The organism is Variovorax sp. CCNWLW235, from assembly GCF_037204085.1.
In the GTDB taxonomy this organism is placed as follows: domain Bacteria; phylum Pseudomonadota; class Gammaproteobacteria; order Burkholderiales; family Burkholderiaceae_C; genus Variovorax.
The window spans coordinates 165,829-180,856 of sequence record NZ_JBBCBW010000006.1; the positions used below are offsets into that span (position 1 = coordinate 165,829).

At 65.0% G+C, this 15,028-nt stretch carries 17 protein-coding genes; 13 read left to right on the top strand and 4 right to left on the bottom strand.

The window, feature by feature from the left end; all coding sequences use genetic code 11:
• The first annotated feature begins 19 nt into the window (after nucleotides 1-19).
• From V9L21_RS09705 to V9L21_RS09720, 4 genes are all read left to right on the top strand, one after another.
• Nucleotides 20-1,309, top strand: coding sequence for an O-acetylhomoserine aminocarboxypropyltransferase/cysteine synthase family protein (locus V9L21_RS09705; RefSeq protein ID WP_337311300.1), 1,290 nt, complete (start codon nucleotides 20-22; stop codon nucleotides 1,307-1,309).
• A 64-nt stretch (nucleotides 1,310-1,373) separates the two neighbouring features.
• Nucleotides 1,374-1,589 carry a TOBE domain-containing protein gene (locus V9L21_RS09710; RefSeq protein WP_007829250.1) on the top strand — a complete coding sequence of 72 codons (216 nt, stop codon included), beginning with the start codon at nucleotides 1,374-1,376 and terminating at the stop codon, nucleotides 1,587-1,589.
• Between the two features lie 313 nt (nucleotides 1,590-1,902).
• Nucleotides 1,903-2,817, top strand: a complete 915-nt coding sequence (gene epsC, locus V9L21_RS09715; protein WP_337311302.1) for a serine O-acetyltransferase EpsC — start codon at nucleotides 1,903-1,905, stop codon at nucleotides 2,815-2,817.
• 73 nt (nucleotides 2,818-2,890) lie between these two features.
• Entirely contained in the window at nucleotides 2,891-4,258 is a 1,368-nt protein-coding gene (locus tag V9L21_RS09720) for an NAD(P)/FAD-dependent oxidoreductase (protein WP_337311304.1), read from the top strand.
• On the opposite strand, the gene V9L21_RS09725 is transcribed toward V9L21_RS09720, so the two are convergent.
• Both V9L21_RS09725 and panE read right to left on the bottom strand, forming a co-directional pair.
• Nucleotides 4,245-4,967, bottom strand: coding sequence for an Asp/Glu/hydantoin racemase (locus tag V9L21_RS09725; protein WP_337311306.1), 723 nt, complete (start codon nucleotides 4,965-4,967; stop codon nucleotides 4,245-4,247). The genes V9L21_RS09720 and V9L21_RS09725 overlap by 14 nt on opposite strands.
• Nucleotides 4,968-4,980: 13 nt before the next feature.
• Nucleotides 4,981-5,913 carry a 2-dehydropantoate 2-reductase gene (gene panE / locus V9L21_RS09730; RefSeq protein WP_337311308.1) on the bottom strand — a complete coding sequence of 311 codons (933 nt, stop codon included), beginning with the start codon at nucleotides 5,911-5,913 and terminating at the stop codon, nucleotides 4,981-4,983.
• Between the two features lie 178 nt (nucleotides 5,914-6,091).
• On the opposite strand from panE, the gene V9L21_RS09735 reads away from it, so the two are divergent.
• Nucleotides 6,092-6,649, top strand: coding sequence for an NADPH-dependent FMN reductase (locus V9L21_RS09735; RefSeq protein ID WP_157613754.1), 558 nt, complete (start codon nucleotides 6,092-6,094; stop codon nucleotides 6,647-6,649).
• A gap of 75 nt (nucleotides 6,650-6,724) precedes the next feature.
• Here V9L21_RS09735 and V9L21_RS09740 read toward each other — a convergent pair whose 3' ends face one another.
• The gene (locus tag V9L21_RS09740) at nucleotides 6,725-7,372 is read right to left on the bottom strand and encodes an FMN-dependent NADH-azoreductase (RefSeq protein ID WP_337311311.1); all 648 of its coding nucleotides are present in this window, start codon (nucleotides 7,370-7,372) and stop codon (nucleotides 6,725-6,727) included.
• Between the two features lie 130 nt (nucleotides 7,373-7,502).
• Between V9L21_RS09740 and V9L21_RS09745 the strand changes: the two genes are divergently transcribed.
• The 8 genes from V9L21_RS09745 (at nucleotide 7,503) to V9L21_RS09780 (ending at nucleotide 14,266) form a co-directional block, all read left to right on the top strand.
• Complete coding sequence (locus V9L21_RS09745) at nucleotides 7,503-8,417, top strand: LysR family transcriptional regulator (protein WP_337311313.1); 915 nt, start codon at nucleotides 7,503-7,505, stop codon at nucleotides 8,415-8,417.
• Nucleotides 8,418-8,543: 126 nt separating this feature from the next.
• Nucleotides 8,544-9,185, top strand: coding sequence for a peroxiredoxin (locus tag V9L21_RS09750; RefSeq protein WP_258506056.1), 642 nt, complete (start codon nucleotides 8,544-8,546; stop codon nucleotides 9,183-9,185).
• Nucleotides 9,186-9,204: 19 nt separating this feature from the next.
• Nucleotides 9,205-9,780, top strand: coding sequence for an RBBP9/YdeN family alpha/beta hydrolase (locus tag V9L21_RS09755; RefSeq protein WP_337311315.1), 576 nt, complete (start codon nucleotides 9,205-9,207; stop codon nucleotides 9,778-9,780).
• Nucleotides 9,777-10,793, top strand: coding sequence for a sulfate ABC transporter substrate-binding protein (locus V9L21_RS09760; protein WP_337311317.1), 1,017 nt, complete (start codon nucleotides 9,777-9,779; stop codon nucleotides 10,791-10,793). Before V9L21_RS09755 ends, V9L21_RS09760 begins: the two co-directional genes overlap by 4 nt.
• Nucleotides 10,794-11,681, top strand: a complete 888-nt coding sequence (gene cysT / locus V9L21_RS09765; RefSeq protein ID WP_337311319.1) for a sulfate ABC transporter permease subunit CysT — start codon at nucleotides 10,794-10,796, stop codon at nucleotides 11,679-11,681.
• Nucleotide 11,682: 1 nt separating this feature from the next.
• A complete protein-coding gene (gene cysW / locus V9L21_RS09770; RefSeq protein ID WP_337311322.1) occupies nucleotides 11,683-12,576 on the top strand; it encodes a sulfate ABC transporter permease subunit CysW in 894 nt (297 codons plus the stop codon).
• 89 nt (nucleotides 12,577-12,665) lie between these two features.
• Nucleotides 12,666-13,763, top strand: coding sequence for a sulfate/molybdate ABC transporter ATP-binding protein (locus tag V9L21_RS09775; protein ID WP_337311325.1), 1,098 nt, complete (start codon nucleotides 12,666-12,668; stop codon nucleotides 13,761-13,763).
• On the top strand, nucleotides 13,760-14,266 hold the full coding sequence (locus tag V9L21_RS09780; RefSeq protein ID WP_337311327.1) for a disulfide bond formation protein B: 507 nt from the start codon (nucleotides 13,760-13,762) through the stop codon (nucleotides 14,264-14,266). The genes V9L21_RS09775 and V9L21_RS09780 overlap by 4 nt, the downstream gene beginning before the upstream one ends.
• Nucleotides 14,267-14,274: 8 nt before the next feature.
• On the opposite strand, the gene V9L21_RS09785 is transcribed toward V9L21_RS09780, so the two are convergent.
• A complete protein-coding gene (locus tag V9L21_RS09785; protein WP_126746403.1) occupies nucleotides 14,275-14,967 on the bottom strand; it encodes a mobilization protein in 693 nt (230 codons plus the stop codon).
• Nucleotides 14,968-15,028 lie beyond the last annotated feature (61 nt).

The following is a 15,028-nucleotide window of genomic DNA, read 5'->3' on the forward strand; positions in this document are numbered from 1 at the left end:
AAAACAGAAAGGCAGCCGCATGTCGCAAAACTGGAAATTCGAAACCTTGTCGGTGCACGCCGGCTACTCGCCCGAGCCGACCACGCGCGCCGTGGCGCCGCCCATCTATCAAACGGTGGCCTATGCCTTCGACAGCGCGCAGCACGGCGCCGACCTGTTCGACCTGAAGGTGCCGGGCAACATCTACACCCGCATCAACAACCCGACTCAGGACGTGCTGGAACAGCGCGTGGCCGCGCTCGAAGGCGGCATTGCGGCGCTCGCGCTGGCCTCCGGCCAGGCGGCCGTGACCTATGCGATCCAGACCATCGCCGAGGCGGGCGACAACATCGTCAGCAGCACCGCGCTGTATGGCGGCACCTACAACCTGTTTGCGCACACGCTCCCGCAGTTCGGCATAACCACGCGCTTTGCGGACCACCGCGATCCGAAGAGCTTCGAGAAGCTGTTCGATGAAAAGACCAAGGCGGTGTTCGTCGAATCGCTCGGCAACCCCGCCGGCAACGTGACCGACATTGCCGCCATTGCCGAGATCGCGCACCGCCACGGCGTGCCGCTGATCGTGGACAACACCGTGCCTTCGCCGTACCTGAGCCGGCCCATCGAACATGGCGCCGACATCGTTGTGCATTCGCTCACCAAGTACCTGGGCGGCCACGGCACGAGCATCGGCGGCGCCATTGTCGATTCGGGCAAGTTCCCGTGGGCGCAGCACAAGGAGCGCTTCAGGCGCCTGAACGAGCCCGACGTGAGCTACCACGGCGTGGTGTACACCGAAGCGCTGGGCCCGGCCGCCTACATCGGCCGCGCGCGCGTGGTGCCGCTGCGCAACACCGGGGCGGCCATTTCGCCGTTCAATGCCTTCTTGATCCTGCAGGGCATCGAGACGCTGGCGCTGCGCATGGACCGCATCAGCAGCAACGCGCTTGCGGTGGCGCAGCACCTCAAGACGCACAAGGCGGTCAATTGGGTCAACTACGCGGCGCTCGAAGACCACCCCGACCACGCCCTGGCGAAGAAGTACTTCGGCGGCAAGTCGAGCGGCGTGCTCACCTTCGGCATTGGCAGCGGCCGCGAGGGCGGGGCGAAGTTTCTCGATGCACTGAAGCTCTTCACGCGGCTCGTCAACATCGGCGACGTGCGCTCGCTGGCGACGCACCCGGCCTCGACCACGCACCGGCAGCTCTCGCCGGAAGAGCTTGCGCGGGCCGGTGTCACCGAGGACACGGTGCGCCTGTCGGTCGGCATCGAGCACGTCGACGACTTGCTGGCCGACCTCGACCAGGCACTGGCCGCTGCGGCCGGCTGAACACGCGCTTCCGTTTATTCACCCATCCGAATCATCCGTTCAACCCGAAAGAGAAAGAAACACCATGTCCATTCAAGCCATCAACGTACGCAATCAGTTCAAGGGCAAGGTCCGCGAGATCATCCGCGGCGACGTCGTCTCCGAAGTCGACGTCGAAACCGCCTGGGGCATCGTGACTTCGGTCATCACCACCCGCTCGGTCGATGAGTTGCAGCTCAAGGTGGGCTCCGACGTGGTCGCGCTCGTCAAGTCCACGGAGGTTTCGATCGCGAAGCTCTGACGGACCCTCGGGCTTGCGACACCCGGCGCCGCTTTGGCGCCGGGCTTTTTTCCATCCGGGCCGGCCAGACCCATTTCGGAGTCTGGGATGGGCTCGCTCACGGAATGTCCTGGTTGTGTCGTTAGGGGCGGAATGGGCGGAACTGGCGCCCATTCTGCTGGAAGGCCGATGACGGCCCATCGACCGCATGGTTGTTATGAGCCGATTTGACGGTTGCTGTGCTTTGCCCGCTACGCTCCTGCCGTGGCGGCCGTCGCCAACCCTGTCACCATCGGCCGGCACCGACCCATTCACATTCCTGGGAGTACGTCATATGGCCCAATTCGAAGTGAGCGACATCGTCCGAGCGCTGCACGCCGTGCGCGACGAGTGGCGCGACTCGCAGCGCCGCTCGCGCGAGCCCGGCACGCGCGAGTTTCCGTCGCGCGACGCACTTGCGCAGATCGTGGAGTCGCTCAAGGGGGCGCTTTTTCCGATGCGGCTTGGGCCGCCCGAGTTGCGCCACGAGAGCGAGGACTTCTACGTCGGCCACACGCTGAACACTGCCTTGCACGCGCTGCTGGTGCAGGCGCGGTTGGAGCTCAACTACAACGCCCGCCACGAGCCGCGCCCCGCGAGCGAGATCGACCAGATAGCCACCAACGCCGTTCGCCAGTTTGCTGACGCGCTGCCGGGTTTGCGCCGCCTGCTCGACAGCGACGTGCTCGCGGCCTACCAGGGCGACCCGGCGGCGCGCAGCGTGGACGAGGTGCTGCTGTGCTACCCGGGTGTGCTGGCGATGATTCACCACCGCCTTGCGCACGAACTCTACAAGCTCGACCTGCCGCTCCTGGCGCGCATCGTGGCCGAGCTGGCGCATGCGCAAACGGGCATCGACATCCACCCCGGCGCGCAGATCGATGCGGGCTTTTTCATGGACCACGGCACGGGCGTCGTCATTGGCGAAACGGCCGTCATCGGCAAGCGCGTGCGGCTCTACCAGGCCGTGACGCTGGGCGCCAAGCGCTTTCCGACCGACGCGGAGGGCAACCTGCAAAAGGGCCTGGCGCGGCACCCGGTGGTGGAGGACGACGTGGTGATCTATGCCGGCGCGACCATCCTCGGGCGCGTCACGTTGGGCAAGGGCGCCGTCATCGGCGGCAACGTGTGGATTACCGACCACGTGCCCGCCGGCGCGAGCGTGACGCAGGCCAGCCTGCAGAACGCGCCGAAGGCCGGCACGCCATAGCAACGCCACCGAGGGCTGGCCGCGGCCGGCCGCGCTATGCTTCGCGATTGTCAACAATGGTGCTTGCCCCTGCATGTCCTCGCCCCAAGCTACTTCTTCCGCTTCTTCCATGCCGCGGACGGCCGATGAATCCTGCGATGTACTCGTGATCGGCGGCGGACCCGCGGGTTCGACGATTTCGGCATTGCTCGCGCAACAGGGCCGCAAGGTGGTGCTGCTCGAAAAGGCGCATCACCCGCGCTTTCATATCGGCGAATCGCTGTTGCCGGCCAACGTGGAGCTTTTCGACAAGCTTGGCGTGCGCGACCAGGTCGAGAAGATCGGCATGCCCAAGTTCGGCATCGAGTTTGTCTCGCCGGACCATGAGCACCGCAGCTACGTCGACTTTGCCGAGGGCTGGGACAAGTCGCTCGATTCCGCCTGGCAGGTGCGCCGCTCGGAGCTCGACGAACTGCTGTTCCGCAACGCCGCCACGCGCGGCGCGCAAACGCTCGAGGGCTGCAAGGTGCGCGACGTGGCTTTCGATGCCGAGGGCGCCACGGTGCAGGCCGAGATGGACGACGGTGCCAAGCGCAGCTGGCGCGCGCGCTTCGTGGTCGACGCCACGGGCCGCGACACGCTGCTGGCCAACAAATTCCGCTGCAAGGAAAAGAACCCCGACCACAACAGCACGGCGCTGTTCGGCCACTTCACCAACGCCGAAAGGCTCGAGGGCAAGAAGGAAGGCAACATCAGCATCTGCTGGTTTCCGCACGGCTGGTTCTGGTTCATTCCGCTGGCAGACGGCACCACCAGCGTGGGCGCGGTTTGCTGGCCTTACTACCTGAAGACGCGCGACAAGCCGCTGAAGGACTTTTTCTACGACACCATCGCGCTTTGCCCTGTGCTGGTAGACCGGCTGAAAAACGCCACGCTGGTCGACGACGCGGTGCACGCCACCGGCAATTTCTCGTACTCGAGCACCCATGCCACGGGCGACCGCTACCTGATGCTGGGGGATGCGTTCACCTTCATCGACCCGATGTTCTCGTCCGGCGTGTACCTGGCCATGCACAGCGCCTTCGACGGCGCCGAGCTGGTGGCCACGGCGCTCGACAAGCCGGCCGAGCTGGCGCCCGCGCGCAGGGATTTCGAAGCCATGATGCGCAAGGGCCCGCGCGAGTATTCGTGGTTTATCTACCGCGTGACCAACCCGACCATCCGCGACATGTTCATGCACCCGGGCAATCCGTTCCGCGTGAAGGAAGGGTTGATGTCGCTGCTGGCCGGCGACATCTACCGCGGCACGCCGATCTGGCGCGCGCTCGGCATGTTCAAGTTTCTCTATTACTTCATCTCCATTACCCACATGCGCCGCACGTGGGAGGGATGGAAGCGGCACCGCGTCAACATCCGCGACATGGGCGCGCTGAAGGGCGAGACGATTCTCAAATCGGAGTAGCGGAAGCAGCGAGGCTGCCTAGAGCGGCCGCCTGCGCGGCCCATGCCGTGCGCGAGGCGCGCAGCGTTGCCACCGCATGCGCAACGCCGGTGGCGGGACTCGCGAGCACCTCGATGCCCAGGTCCGCCAGTTCATGCGCGACCGGCGCCATGGAGGCCTGCGCCAGAACCACCGCGTCGGCGGCGACAGCGGCGGTGCGAATTGCCTTGGCCAGCGTCTCGATGTAGCGGGCGGTGTCGCCGGCCTCGAAGTACGGCCAGGCCTCCTCGACCCAGAGCACGCTCGGCTTGACGCCCGCGCCGGCCTGCGCCGCGGTTGAAAGAATCAGCGCCGTGGTGGGTTCCAGCGTGCTTTCTAGCGCAGCCGCAATCAGCACGCGCGGACCGGCACGCACCGCGCGCTCGGCCATGGCGCGGTCGATGCGCTGGGCGGTGAAGGCGCCGCCCGTCGCGGTTTTTTCCGCAATGCCGCCGATGGTGGAGCAGGTGCATGCGACCACGGCGGCGCCGTCGGATGCGGCCTCGCGCATGGCGTCGTGCACGCGGGCAGCCAGCTTCGCGTTGTCGATGCCGGAAGCGCGGGCTTCGTGCAGCAGTTCTTCCCTTACCAGGTGGCGCACCTCCAGTTCGGGCGCAATCTCGCGGGTGAGGCGCTCGAAGGTCGGCACATGAACCTGTGCGGTGTGGAGGAAGGCGATGGCGTCGGTCATCGGGGAACCCTCGTCAGGTGGCTTGGCGGGCGCGCTGCGCCTCGTAGGCTTTCAGGTGGATGTAGGCGATGCGCAGCACCGAAGGCGTGGCCGAGCGGCCTGCCGGTGCGCGGCCCAGCAGGTCTCCCAGAATGTGGTCGGCCTCGACCGGCGCGCCGCGCACGATGTCCTTGTACATCGACGCCGTCATCGGCGAGCCCGGCGCCGTCATGATGGCGCGTCCGCGCTCGATGGCTGCCGGGCGCGGCGCAAAGCCGTTGTGCGCGGCAATGGCGCAGCATTCGTCGAAGATCGCAAGCGCCACGTCCTGGCCGCCCGCACTTGCGATGTCGCCGATGGAGGCTCGCATCAGGCTCGTGAGGCCGGCCGCCGAGGCGATGAAGACCCATTTTTCCCACATGTCCTGCGAGATGGTTTCGCTTGCGGTGGCATCGAACTTCGCACCCGCGAACTGGGCTGCAATGGCATCGACGCGGGCCGAACGTCCGCCGGCGCGCTCGCCGTAGCTCAGGCCGTGCATGTCGTTGAGATGCAGCACGCGGCCTTCGTCGTCCAGCGTGGCGGAGATCATGCAGAGGCCGCCCAGCACGCGCTCGTCGCCGAAGCGGGCGACCAGGCGCTCGATGTGGCTCATGCCGTTGAGCAGGGGGAGGATGACCGTGTTCGGCCCGACGGCCGGTGCGAACGACTCCATGGTCGAGTCGAGGTCGTAGGCCTTGCTTCCGACCACGATCACGTCGAATGGCGCCTTGATGTCTTCAGCCAGCACGTGGGGCGGCGAGGGCAATTGCAGATTGCCGAACGGGCTCTGGACGACCAGCCCTGTCTTCTCGATTTGCGCCGCGCGCCGGGGGCGCAGCAGAAAGGTGACATCGCGTCCCGCCTCCAGCAAGCGGCCGCCAAAATAACCGCCGAGTGCGCCGGCACCCACCATCAAGAATCTCATCGTGCATTGCTCCTGGGTCGAAAGGACCGGGACGATGATGCCTTCGATTCAAAGCGCCTGCTTGAGGCGCCGAAAAGGCGGGCGCAGGGGAAGAGCTTTTCTGGAAAAGGTCTTGGACGCTTCGCATAATGGTTTTCGCCATCTGGATTCCCTTCACTCATCTCAAGGAGCTTCATTCATGAGCCAGACCCGAATTGCCGTGATCGTCGGCAGCCTTCGCAAGGATTCGTACAACCACAAGTTGGCCCTTGCGCTGGCGCACCTTGCACCGTCGGACTTCACCTTCGAGCATCTGCGCATTGACGATCTGCCCCTGTACAACCAGGACGACGACGGCAACCCGGCGGCTTCGGTGAAGCGACTGAAGACCGAGATTGCGGCAGCGCAGGGCTTGTTGTTCGTAACGCCCGAATACAACCGCTCGTTCTCCGGCGTGCTGAAGAACGCCATCGACCATGCGTCGCGGCCCTATGGGCAGAGCGCCTGGGGCGGCAAGCCCGCCGCCGTGGTGGGTATCTCGGTTGGGGCGACCGGCACCGCGCTGGCGCAGCAGCATCTGCGCAATGTGCTGGCTTACCTGGACGTTCCGACGATGGGCTCGCCCGAGATATTCCTGCAGTTCAAGGACGGCCTGTTCGACGACAAGGGCCACATCGGCAACGAGGGCACGAAGAAGTTCCTGCAGGGGTGGATGGACAAATACGTCGCCTGGATCAAGACCCACTCGGCCGTCTGATGCAGCGACCAGTTATTGGGCACGCATGAAAAAAGCCGCTCCTGGGAGCGGCTTTTGTTTTGACGCGAGCCAGGCTCAGGCGGCTTGTGCCACGTCCTTCTGGTTGGCGGCTTCGGCCGTTGCCGTGAGGATGTCGGCGCGGGCGGCAGCCAGCGCGGCGGCCTTGGGTGCGTCACCCATGGCCAGGCCTTCGGCGCGCACGAAGCGCACGTCGGTAACGCCGAAGAAGCCGAAGATCGCCGTCAGGTAGCTCTCTTGATGCTCCAGTGCCCGGCCGCCTTCGGTGGTCGAGTAGATGCCGCCGCGGCTGGACGCCACGATCACGGTCTTGCCGCCGGCCAGGCCCACCGGGCCCTTGTCGGTGTACTTGAAGGTGCGGCCGATCTGGGCGAGGCGGTCGATCCAGGCCTTGAGCTGGGTCGGGATCGAGAAGTTGTACAGCGGCGCGCCCACCACGATCACGTCGGAGGCGAGGAACTGGCTCACGAGCTTTTCGGAGAGCTCGTTTTCGCGCTGCTGAGCTTCGGTCGGCTGGGCCTGCACGCCTGTCTTGATGCCCAGCGCATCGGCGCTGAAATGCGGCGGGGTGTTCACGGCGAGGTCGAGATATTCGACCGTGGTGTCCGGATGCGCGGCTTTCCACGCGGCCACGATCTCGGCCGTGAGGAGGCGGGAGGTCGAGTTGGTACTCAGGATGCTGGAATCGACGTGGAGCAGTTTCATGGTGAATCGCTTTCGTGTGGTGGTCGACGCTCAAAAGTGGCCGACGATGTGAGAATTCTATTTTTGATGCGAGTCTTCGATAAGTAGGCGAAATTTGCCTACATCGTTCTATCTACAGGACAATAAAGGCATGCAGGACCTCAACGACATGGTTTTCTTTGCTGAAGTGGCGGAGCGGGGCGGCTTTGCCGCGGCAAGCCGCGCGCTTGGCGTTCCCAAGTCACGGCTGTCGCGCCGGGTGGCCGATCTTGAAGAGCGGCTGGGCGTGCAGCTCATGCAGCGCAGCACGCGGCGGCTTTCGCTCACGCCGGCGGGCGAGATCTACCTGAGGCATTCGGCGGCCATGCGCGACGCAGCGCAGGCGGCGGCCGAGGCGGTGGCGCAGGTGCAGACGGAGCCGAGCGGCACGGTGCGGCTGAGCTGCCCCATTTCCATCGCGCACAGCGGGTTGGGCCGGTTGCTGCCGCAGTTCATGGAGCGCTATCCGGGCGTGCGTGTCGACCTGCGGGTGATGAACAGGCCGGTCGACCTGATCGAGGAAGGCATCGACATCGCCTTGCGCGTGCGGCCGGCCATCGAGGACAGCACCACCCTGGTCGCCAAGGTGCTGGGAACGAGCCGCGCGGTACTTGTGATGAGGCCGGACTTGCTGAAGCGCCAGGGGCCGGTGAAAACGCCCGCCGACCTTGTGCGGCTCCAGACCGCGGCCATGTCGGCCAACGGCGAGGGGCGCAGCGAATGGCGGCTTGAAGGGCCGAACGGCGAGATTTACACGCACGTTCATACACCGCGCTATGTGGCGGACGATCTCGCGACACTGCAGATCGCTGTGCTCGAGGGCGCGGGTGCAACCCTGCTGCCCGGCTACATGTGCCGTGACGACGTGGAGGCGGGCCGCCTGGCGAGAGTGCTGCCCGAGTGGGGACCCCCAGCCGTCATTGCGCACATGGTTTTTCCGGCGCGGCGGGCGCTGGTGCCGGCGGTGCGGCGGTTGATCGACTTCCTGGCCGAGCACCTGCACGGGAGCGAAACCGGCATGTACTAGCGGCTGCCAATGACCGCCCGAGCGGTCGTTATGCGAAAAACGCCATAACCAAACAAGTAGATATTCGTTTGGCATTGAAGCAGGCCTTCGCACAATCCCAGGTCCCATTCCACCCAAGGAGCGACCATGGCGACCCTGCGACTCGGCGACACAGCCCCCAATTTCACCCAGGATTCCAGCGAAGGCCCCCTCGACTTCTATCAGTGGGCCGGCGATTCGTGGGTCGTGTTCTTCTCGCACCCGGCCGACTTCACGCCTGTTTGCACCACCGAGCTCGGCAAGACCGCGGCGCTGTCGGGCGAATTTGCCAAGCGCGGCGTGAAGCCCATTGCGCTGAGCGTCGATCCGGCCACCAAGCACAAGGAATGGATCGGCGACATCAACGAGACGCAGAACACCACGGTGAACTTCCCGATCGTGGCCGACCACGACCGCAAGGTGGCCGACCTGTACGACCTGATTCACCCCAACGCATCGGCCACGGCCACGGTGCGCAGCGTGTTCATCATCGATCCGAAGAAGGTGATTCGCGCGACCATCACGTACCCGGCTTCCACCGGCCGCAATTTCGACGAAATCTTGCGGGTGATCGATTCGCTGCAGCTCACCGACAGCCACAAGGTGGCCACGCCCGTTAACTGGAAGGACGGCGACGACGTGGTCATCATCCCGAGCATCCAGGACCCGGCTGAACTGGCGGAGCGCTTTCCCAAGGGCTTCAAGGCCGTGAAGCCTTATCTGCGCATCACGCCGCAGCCCAACAAGTAAGCGGGCCGGACAGCGCCGCATGCAGACTTCCGTGATCATCGTGCCCGGCTGGCGCGACTCCGGGCCCGGCCATTGGCAGAGCCTGTGGGAGCAGCGCATTCCGGGAGCGGCACGGGTGGTGCAGGACGATTGGGCTTCGCCCAAGCGCGAGGCCTGGGTGGCCACGCTGGCCAGGCTGGTGCTCGAAAGCCCCGGGCCGGTGGTGATTGCCGCGCACAGCCTGGGCTGTATTGCCACGGCGCACCTGCCGGCCGAGGCCGCCGCGCGCATCCGCGGGGCGCTGTTGGTGGCGCCGGCCGACCCCGAGCGCCGGGCAGTGCTGTCCGACTTTGCGCCGGTGCCGTACGCGACCCTGCCGTACCGCAGCATCGTGGTGGCAAGCAGCAACGATCCGTATTGCCCGATCCGCCTGGCCGGCGCATATTCCCGCGCCTGGGGCAGTGAGTTTGTCCGCATGCAGAATGCGGGGCATATCAACATCGATTCGGGGCATGGAGACTGGCCGCTTGGCCTGGCCTTGCTCCAGTCGTTGACCGACGAGCCCGCCGCCTGGCCGGCGGGCCGTGAATTTTCAGAAAACTTGGCAACCACATGACTTCCAGACTCAAGACCTTCGCCGCCGTGCTCGCGTTGGCGTCCTCCGCATTCGCGGGCAGCAACGCCTTTGCACAGGGCACCACGCTGCTGAACGCCTCGTACGACGTGGCGCGCGAGTTCTACAAGGACTACAACGCGGCGTTCGTGGCCCATTACAAGAAGGCCACGGGCAAGGACGTGAAGATCGACCAGTCGCATGGCGGCTCCAGTGCGCAGGCGCGCGCTGTGGCCGACGGCCTCGATGCCGATGTGGTGACCATGAACACCTCCACCGACATCGACTTTCTGGCCAACACCGGCGTGGTCGCGAAAGACTGGAACAAGCAATTCCCCGAAAACGCATCGCCGACCACCTCGACCATGCTGTTCCTGGTGCGCAACGGCAATCCCAAGGGCATCAAGGACTGGGAAGACCTGGTCAAGCCGGGCGTGCAGGTCGTCATCGTCAACCCCAAGACGGGCGGCAACGGGCGCTATGCCTACCTTGCGGCCTGGGGCTACGTGAAGAAGAAGGGCGGCACCGACGCCCAGGCGGCCGAGTTCGTGGGCAAGCTGTTCAAGAACGTGCCGGTGCTGGCACGCGGCGGCCGCGACGCGACCACCGCTTTCCTGCAGCGCAACATCGGCGACGCGCTGATCACCTTCGAATCCGAAGTGGTGTCGATCGACCGCGAGTTCGGCACGGGCAAGGTCGACTCGGTCTACCCGTCGATCAGCATCGTGGCCGAGAACCCGGTGGCACTGGTCGAGCGCACGACCAAGAAGAAGGGCACCGGCGAGCTCGCCAAGGCCTATCTCGACTGGCTCTATTCCGAAGAGGCGCAGGAAATTGCGGCCAAGCATGCGCTGCGCCCGCGTTCGCAAGCCGTGCTGAAGAAGCACGCCGCCACGTTCAAGCCGCTGCAGCTGTTCACGGTGCAAGAGCTTTTTGGCAGCCTTGGCGATGCACAGAAGGTGCACTTCAACGACGGCGGCCAGTTCGACAAGCTCTACACCCCTGGCGCAAAGTAAATGAGCGGCGCTGTTTCTTCGGCGCTCCCGTCCGCGGGAGCGCCGCTTTCGCATGTGAACCGGGCAGGGGGCTCCAGGCGGGTGCTGCCGGGCTTTCACATCACGCTCGGCTTTTCGATTTTCTATCTCTGCCTGATTGTTCTGATCCCGCTGTCGGCACTGGTCTTCAAGACCTTCACGCTGAGCTGGGAGCAGTTCTGGGTGGCCGTGACCGCGCCGCGTGTCATGGCCTCTTACCGGCTCACGTTCGGCGCATCGCTGCTTGCAGCCATGGTGAATGCGGTGTTCGGCCTGCTGGTGGCCTGGGTGCTGGTGCGCTACAAGTTTCCGGGCAAGCGCATCGTCGATGCGCTGGTCGACTTGCCTTTTGCGCTGCCCACGGCGGTGGCCGGCATCTCGCTGACCGCGCTGCTCGCGGGCAACGGCTGGATCGGCCAGCTGCTCGAGCCGCACGGCATCAAGCTCGCGTTCACGCCGGCCGGCATCGTGATTGCGCTGATCTTCATCGGGCTGCCCTTCGTGGTGCGCACCGTGCAGCCGGTGCTCGAAGACGCCGAGAAAGAGCTTGAAGAAGCAGCCACCTCGCTCGGCGCGACACGCCTTCAGACTTTCACGAAAGTGATCTTCCCGTCGATTGCGCCCGCGCTGTTCACGGGCTTTGCGATGGCTTTCGCGCGGGCCATCGGCGAATACGGCTCGGTGATTTTCATCGCCGGCAACATGCCGATGATCTCGGAAATCACGCCGCTCATCATCATCGGCAAGCTGGAGCAATACGACTTCGCCGGCGCAACCGCGGTCGCGCTCGTGATGCTGGTGATTTCGTTCATCCTGCTGCTCGTCATCAACGGCTTGCAAGCCTGGCAGCGCCGCCGCGCAGGAGCTTGAGATGAGCGCCCCTTCCAAAATCATTCGCCGCGCGCAGGCCGGCACCACCGAGTCGCCTTGGGTGCGATGGCTTTTGATCGGCCTTGCGCTCGCGTTCATGTTCCTGTTCCTGGTGCTGCCGCTCGCGGCCGTGGCGACCGAGGCCTTGCGTAAGGGCCTTGGCGCCTACCTCGAAGCGCTGAAGGAGCCCGACGCCTGGAGCGCGATTCGCCTCACGCTGATCACGGCCGCCATTTCGGTGCCGCTGAACCTGGTGTTCGGCGTTGCCGCGGCGTGGGCCATTGCCAAGTTCGAATTCCGCGGCAAGGCCTTTCTGACCACGCTGGTCGATCTGCCGTTTGCGGTGTCGCCGGTGGTGGCGGGCCTGATCTACGTGCTGGTGTTCGGCGCGCAAGGCTGGTTCGGCCCATGGCTTGCGGAACACGACATCAAGATCATCTTCGCGGTGCCCGGCATCGTGCTTGCGACGGTGTTCGTGACCTTTCCGTTCATTGCGCGTGAACTCGTGCCGCTGATGCAGGCGCAGGGCACCGACGAAGAGCAGGCCGCCATCGTGCTGGGCGCGACCGGCTGGCAGACCTTCTGGCGCGTGACGCTGCCCAACATCAAGTGGGGGCTGCTGTACGGCGTGATTCTTTGCAACGCACGCGCCATGGGCGAGTTTGGCGCGGTGTCGGTGGTGTCCGGCCACATCCGCGGGCAGACCAACACCATGCCGCTGCATGTGGAAGTGCTCTACAACGAGTACCAGTCTGTGGCTGCGTTTGCCGTGGCCTCGCTTCTGGCCATCCTGGCGCTGGTCACACTGGTGATCAAGTCGGTCATCGAATGGCGCCACGAGCGCGAAATGAAAGCCATCGCCGAGCTGCCGCCGGAACGTCCCACGCAAGCTTGAAAAGTCCCGCGGTGAGGGGAGAACCCTCACCCCGACCCTCTCCCCAAGGGGAGAGGGAGTCATCAGAAGAAGGCAGAGGAAGAGATTCCATGAGCATCGAAATCCGCAACATCAGCAAGCAGTTCGGCGACTTCCGGGCGTTGAACAACGTGAACCTCGATGTCGAATCGGGCGAACTCGTCGCACTGCTCGGCCCGTCAGGCTGCGGCAAGACCACGCTGCTGCGCATCATCGCGGGGCTGGAAACGTCCGATACCGGCAGCATTCTTTTTTCGGGCGAAGACACCACCGACGTGCATGTGCGCGAACGCCAGGTGGGCTTCGTGTTTCAGCACTACGCGCTGTTCCGCCACATGACGGTGTTCGAGAACGTGGCTTTCGGACTGCGCGTGAAGCCGCGCAAGGAGCGCCCGAGCGAAACGCAGATCAAGCAGAAGGTGACCGACCTGCTCAAGCTGGTGCAGCTCGACTGGCTGGCCGACCGCTATCCGTCGCAGCTCTCGGGCGGCCAGCGGCAGCGCATTGCGCTGGCCCGGGCGCTCGCAGTCGAACCCAAGGTGCTGCTGCTCGACGAGCCCTTCGGCGCGCTCGACGCCAAGGTGCGCAAGGAGCTGCGCCGCTGGCTGCGCCGGCTGCACGACGAGCTGCACGTCACGTCGATCTTCGTCACGCACGACCAGGAAGAAGCGCTCGAAGTGGCCGACCGCGTGGTGGTCATCAACAAGGGGCGGATCGAGCAGGTCGGTTCGCCGCAAGAAGTGTGGGACCAGCCCGCAAGCCCCTTCGTCTACGGCTTCTTGGGCGACGTGAACCTGTTCCATGGCCGGGCCGACAACGGCGCAGTGCAGCTGGACGGCATGCGCCTGGATTCGCCCGAGCACAGCGGCGCGCGCGACGCCAAGGCCATGGCCTATGTGCGCCCGCATGACCTGACCGTGGAGCGCTACACCGCCGGTGCCACCGGCATCGTGGCGACCTTGTCGCGTGCCATCGTGGTCGGCCCCATCGCTCGGCTGGAACTTGAGCCCACCGAAACGAATCCAGATAATCCGGGCTCCGGAACCATCATCGAAGCGCAAATCCCTGCGCAACAGTTCCGTGAACTGGGCTTGAACGAGGGCGACACAGTGGTCGCCACGCCGCGCAAGGCCCGGGTGTTCGTAGAAGAAGATTGGGTTTCCCCTTGATCGATTGGTACTTCGGCGCGCCGCGCCGTGCGTATGGGCTGATTTGCCTGGCCTGTGTTCTCATGCTGGCCTTCGGGCTCTATCTGCAGCATGTGGTGGGCCTGGAGCCGTGCCCGATGTGCATCGTGCAGCGGTATGCCCTGGTTCTGGTGGCGCTCTTTACCGGGCTGGCAGCCGTGTTCCGCAGCCGCGGCTTGCAGGTGGCGGGTGGGGTGCTGGCATTGGTGTCGGCCATCGGCGGTGCCTACACGGCCGCCGCACAGAGTTGGCTGCAGTGGTATCCGCCCGAGGTCGTCTCGTGCGGACGCGACCTGTACGGAATGATCGAGACTTTCCCGCTCAAGCGGGCGCTGCCGATGATCTTCCGCGGCGGCGGCGATTGCTCGAAGATCGACTGGTCGCTGTTCGGGCTGACGCTGGCGAACTGGTCGTTCGTCGCCTTCTTCGTTCTTGCAGTTCTGCTGCTTGTGCTGATCTTCCGCAAGCGCCCAGTGGCGCGTTGAACTGCCGCCTAGAGCGGCAAAGTGTCGAAAGCCGCGTAGGCGGTGGCAAGCCACGACTTCACGCGCTGGCGTTCCAGCAGGCCCAGCGCGTGCGGCCCTTCGCGGTCGTTCACGGCCTTCCAGAAGCTGGTGTTCTGCGCATCGATCTTGCGCATGCTCGCCTCGTGCAGGCGCGGCAGCGTGATCACGCGGGCGCCGTTCGCGGTCGCCTTGGAGAGCGATTGCGACGCGAGCAGCATGCCAAAGTCGCTGCCGCGGCCGTAGTTCTGCACCACGATGTAGTTGGGCCGGTTGCCGAAGGTGTCGATCAGCGTGCCGAGCAGGTCGGTGGAGTCCTTGCCGTCGTCCAGCACATGCCAGAAGTTGACGGCCACGCCCAATTCGACGAACACGTCGAACAGATCCGATTCCTTGATCCAGCGCGATAGCGGCGCCAGTGTCTGGGCGGCCAAGTCGACGATGACGCTTTGCTGCGGATTGGTTTCGAAACCGTTCACCACGGTGTCGAGCCCCTCGAAGCTGTCGACCACGATGGGCGACGCAAAGCCTTCGTAGAAGCGGGTGAACGAGCTGTGCGAGCGGTCGGTGTCAAAGCCCGTGAAAGGCCGGCTGTGGTCGATGAAGTACTGCGCCAGCACGCGCGCGGTAACCGACTTGCCGACACCGCCTTTTTCGCCGCCGATGAAATTGATGGAGCTCATGAGTTGCTGCTGCCTCGAATGGGTTGAGGAGTGAAGGGCTGATTCATTCTAGGGGCGTGTT

Coding starts and splice junctions, on each gene's coding strand:
- V9L21_RS09705 (WP_337311300.1), top strand. CDS start 20: ATGTCGCAAAACTGGAAATTCGAAACCTTGTCGGTGCACGCCGGCTAC.
- V9L21_RS09710 (WP_007829250.1), top strand. CDS start 1,374: ATGTCCATTCAAGCCATCAACGTACGCAATCAGTTCAAGGGCAAGGTC.
- epsC (WP_337311302.1), top strand. CDS start 1,903: ATGGCCCAATTCGAAGTGAGCGACATCGTCCGAGCGCTGCACGCCGTG.
- V9L21_RS09720 (WP_337311304.1), top strand. CDS start 2,891: ATGTCCTCGCCCCAAGCTACTTCTTCCGCTTCTTCCATGCCGCGGACG.
- V9L21_RS09725 (WP_337311306.1), bottom strand. CDS start 4,967: ATGACCGACGCCATCGCCTTCCTCCACACCGCACAGGTTCATGTGCCG.
- panE (WP_337311308.1), bottom strand. CDS start 5,913: ATGAGATTCTTGATGGTGGGTGCCGGCGCACTCGGCGGTTATTTTGGC.
- V9L21_RS09735 (WP_157613754.1), top strand. CDS start 6,092: ATGAGCCAGACCCGAATTGCCGTGATCGTCGGCAGCCTTCGCAAGGAT.
- V9L21_RS09740 (WP_337311311.1), bottom strand. CDS start 7,372: ATGAAACTGCTCCACGTCGATTCCAGCATCCTGAGTACCAACTCGACC.
- V9L21_RS09745 (WP_337311313.1), top strand. CDS start 7,503: ATGCAGGACCTCAACGACATGGTTTTCTTTGCTGAAGTGGCGGAGCGG.
- V9L21_RS09750 (WP_258506056.1), top strand. CDS start 8,544: ATGGCGACCCTGCGACTCGGCGACACAGCCCCCAATTTCACCCAGGAT.
- V9L21_RS09755 (WP_337311315.1), top strand. CDS start 9,205: ATGCAGACTTCCGTGATCATCGTGCCCGGCTGGCGCGACTCCGGGCCC.
- V9L21_RS09760 (WP_337311317.1), top strand. CDS start 9,777: ATGACTTCCAGACTCAAGACCTTCGCCGCCGTGCTCGCGTTGGCGTCC.
- cysT (WP_337311319.1), top strand. CDS start 10,794: ATGAGCGGCGCTGTTTCTTCGGCGCTCCCGTCCGCGGGAGCGCCGCTT.
- cysW (WP_337311322.1), top strand. CDS start 11,683: ATGAGCGCCCCTTCCAAAATCATTCGCCGCGCGCAGGCCGGCACCACC.
- V9L21_RS09775 (WP_337311325.1), top strand. CDS start 12,666: ATGAGCATCGAAATCCGCAACATCAGCAAGCAGTTCGGCGACTTCCGG.
- V9L21_RS09785 (WP_126746403.1), bottom strand. CDS start 14,967: ATGAGCTCCATCAATTTCATCGGCGGCGAAAAAGGCGGTGTCGGCAAG.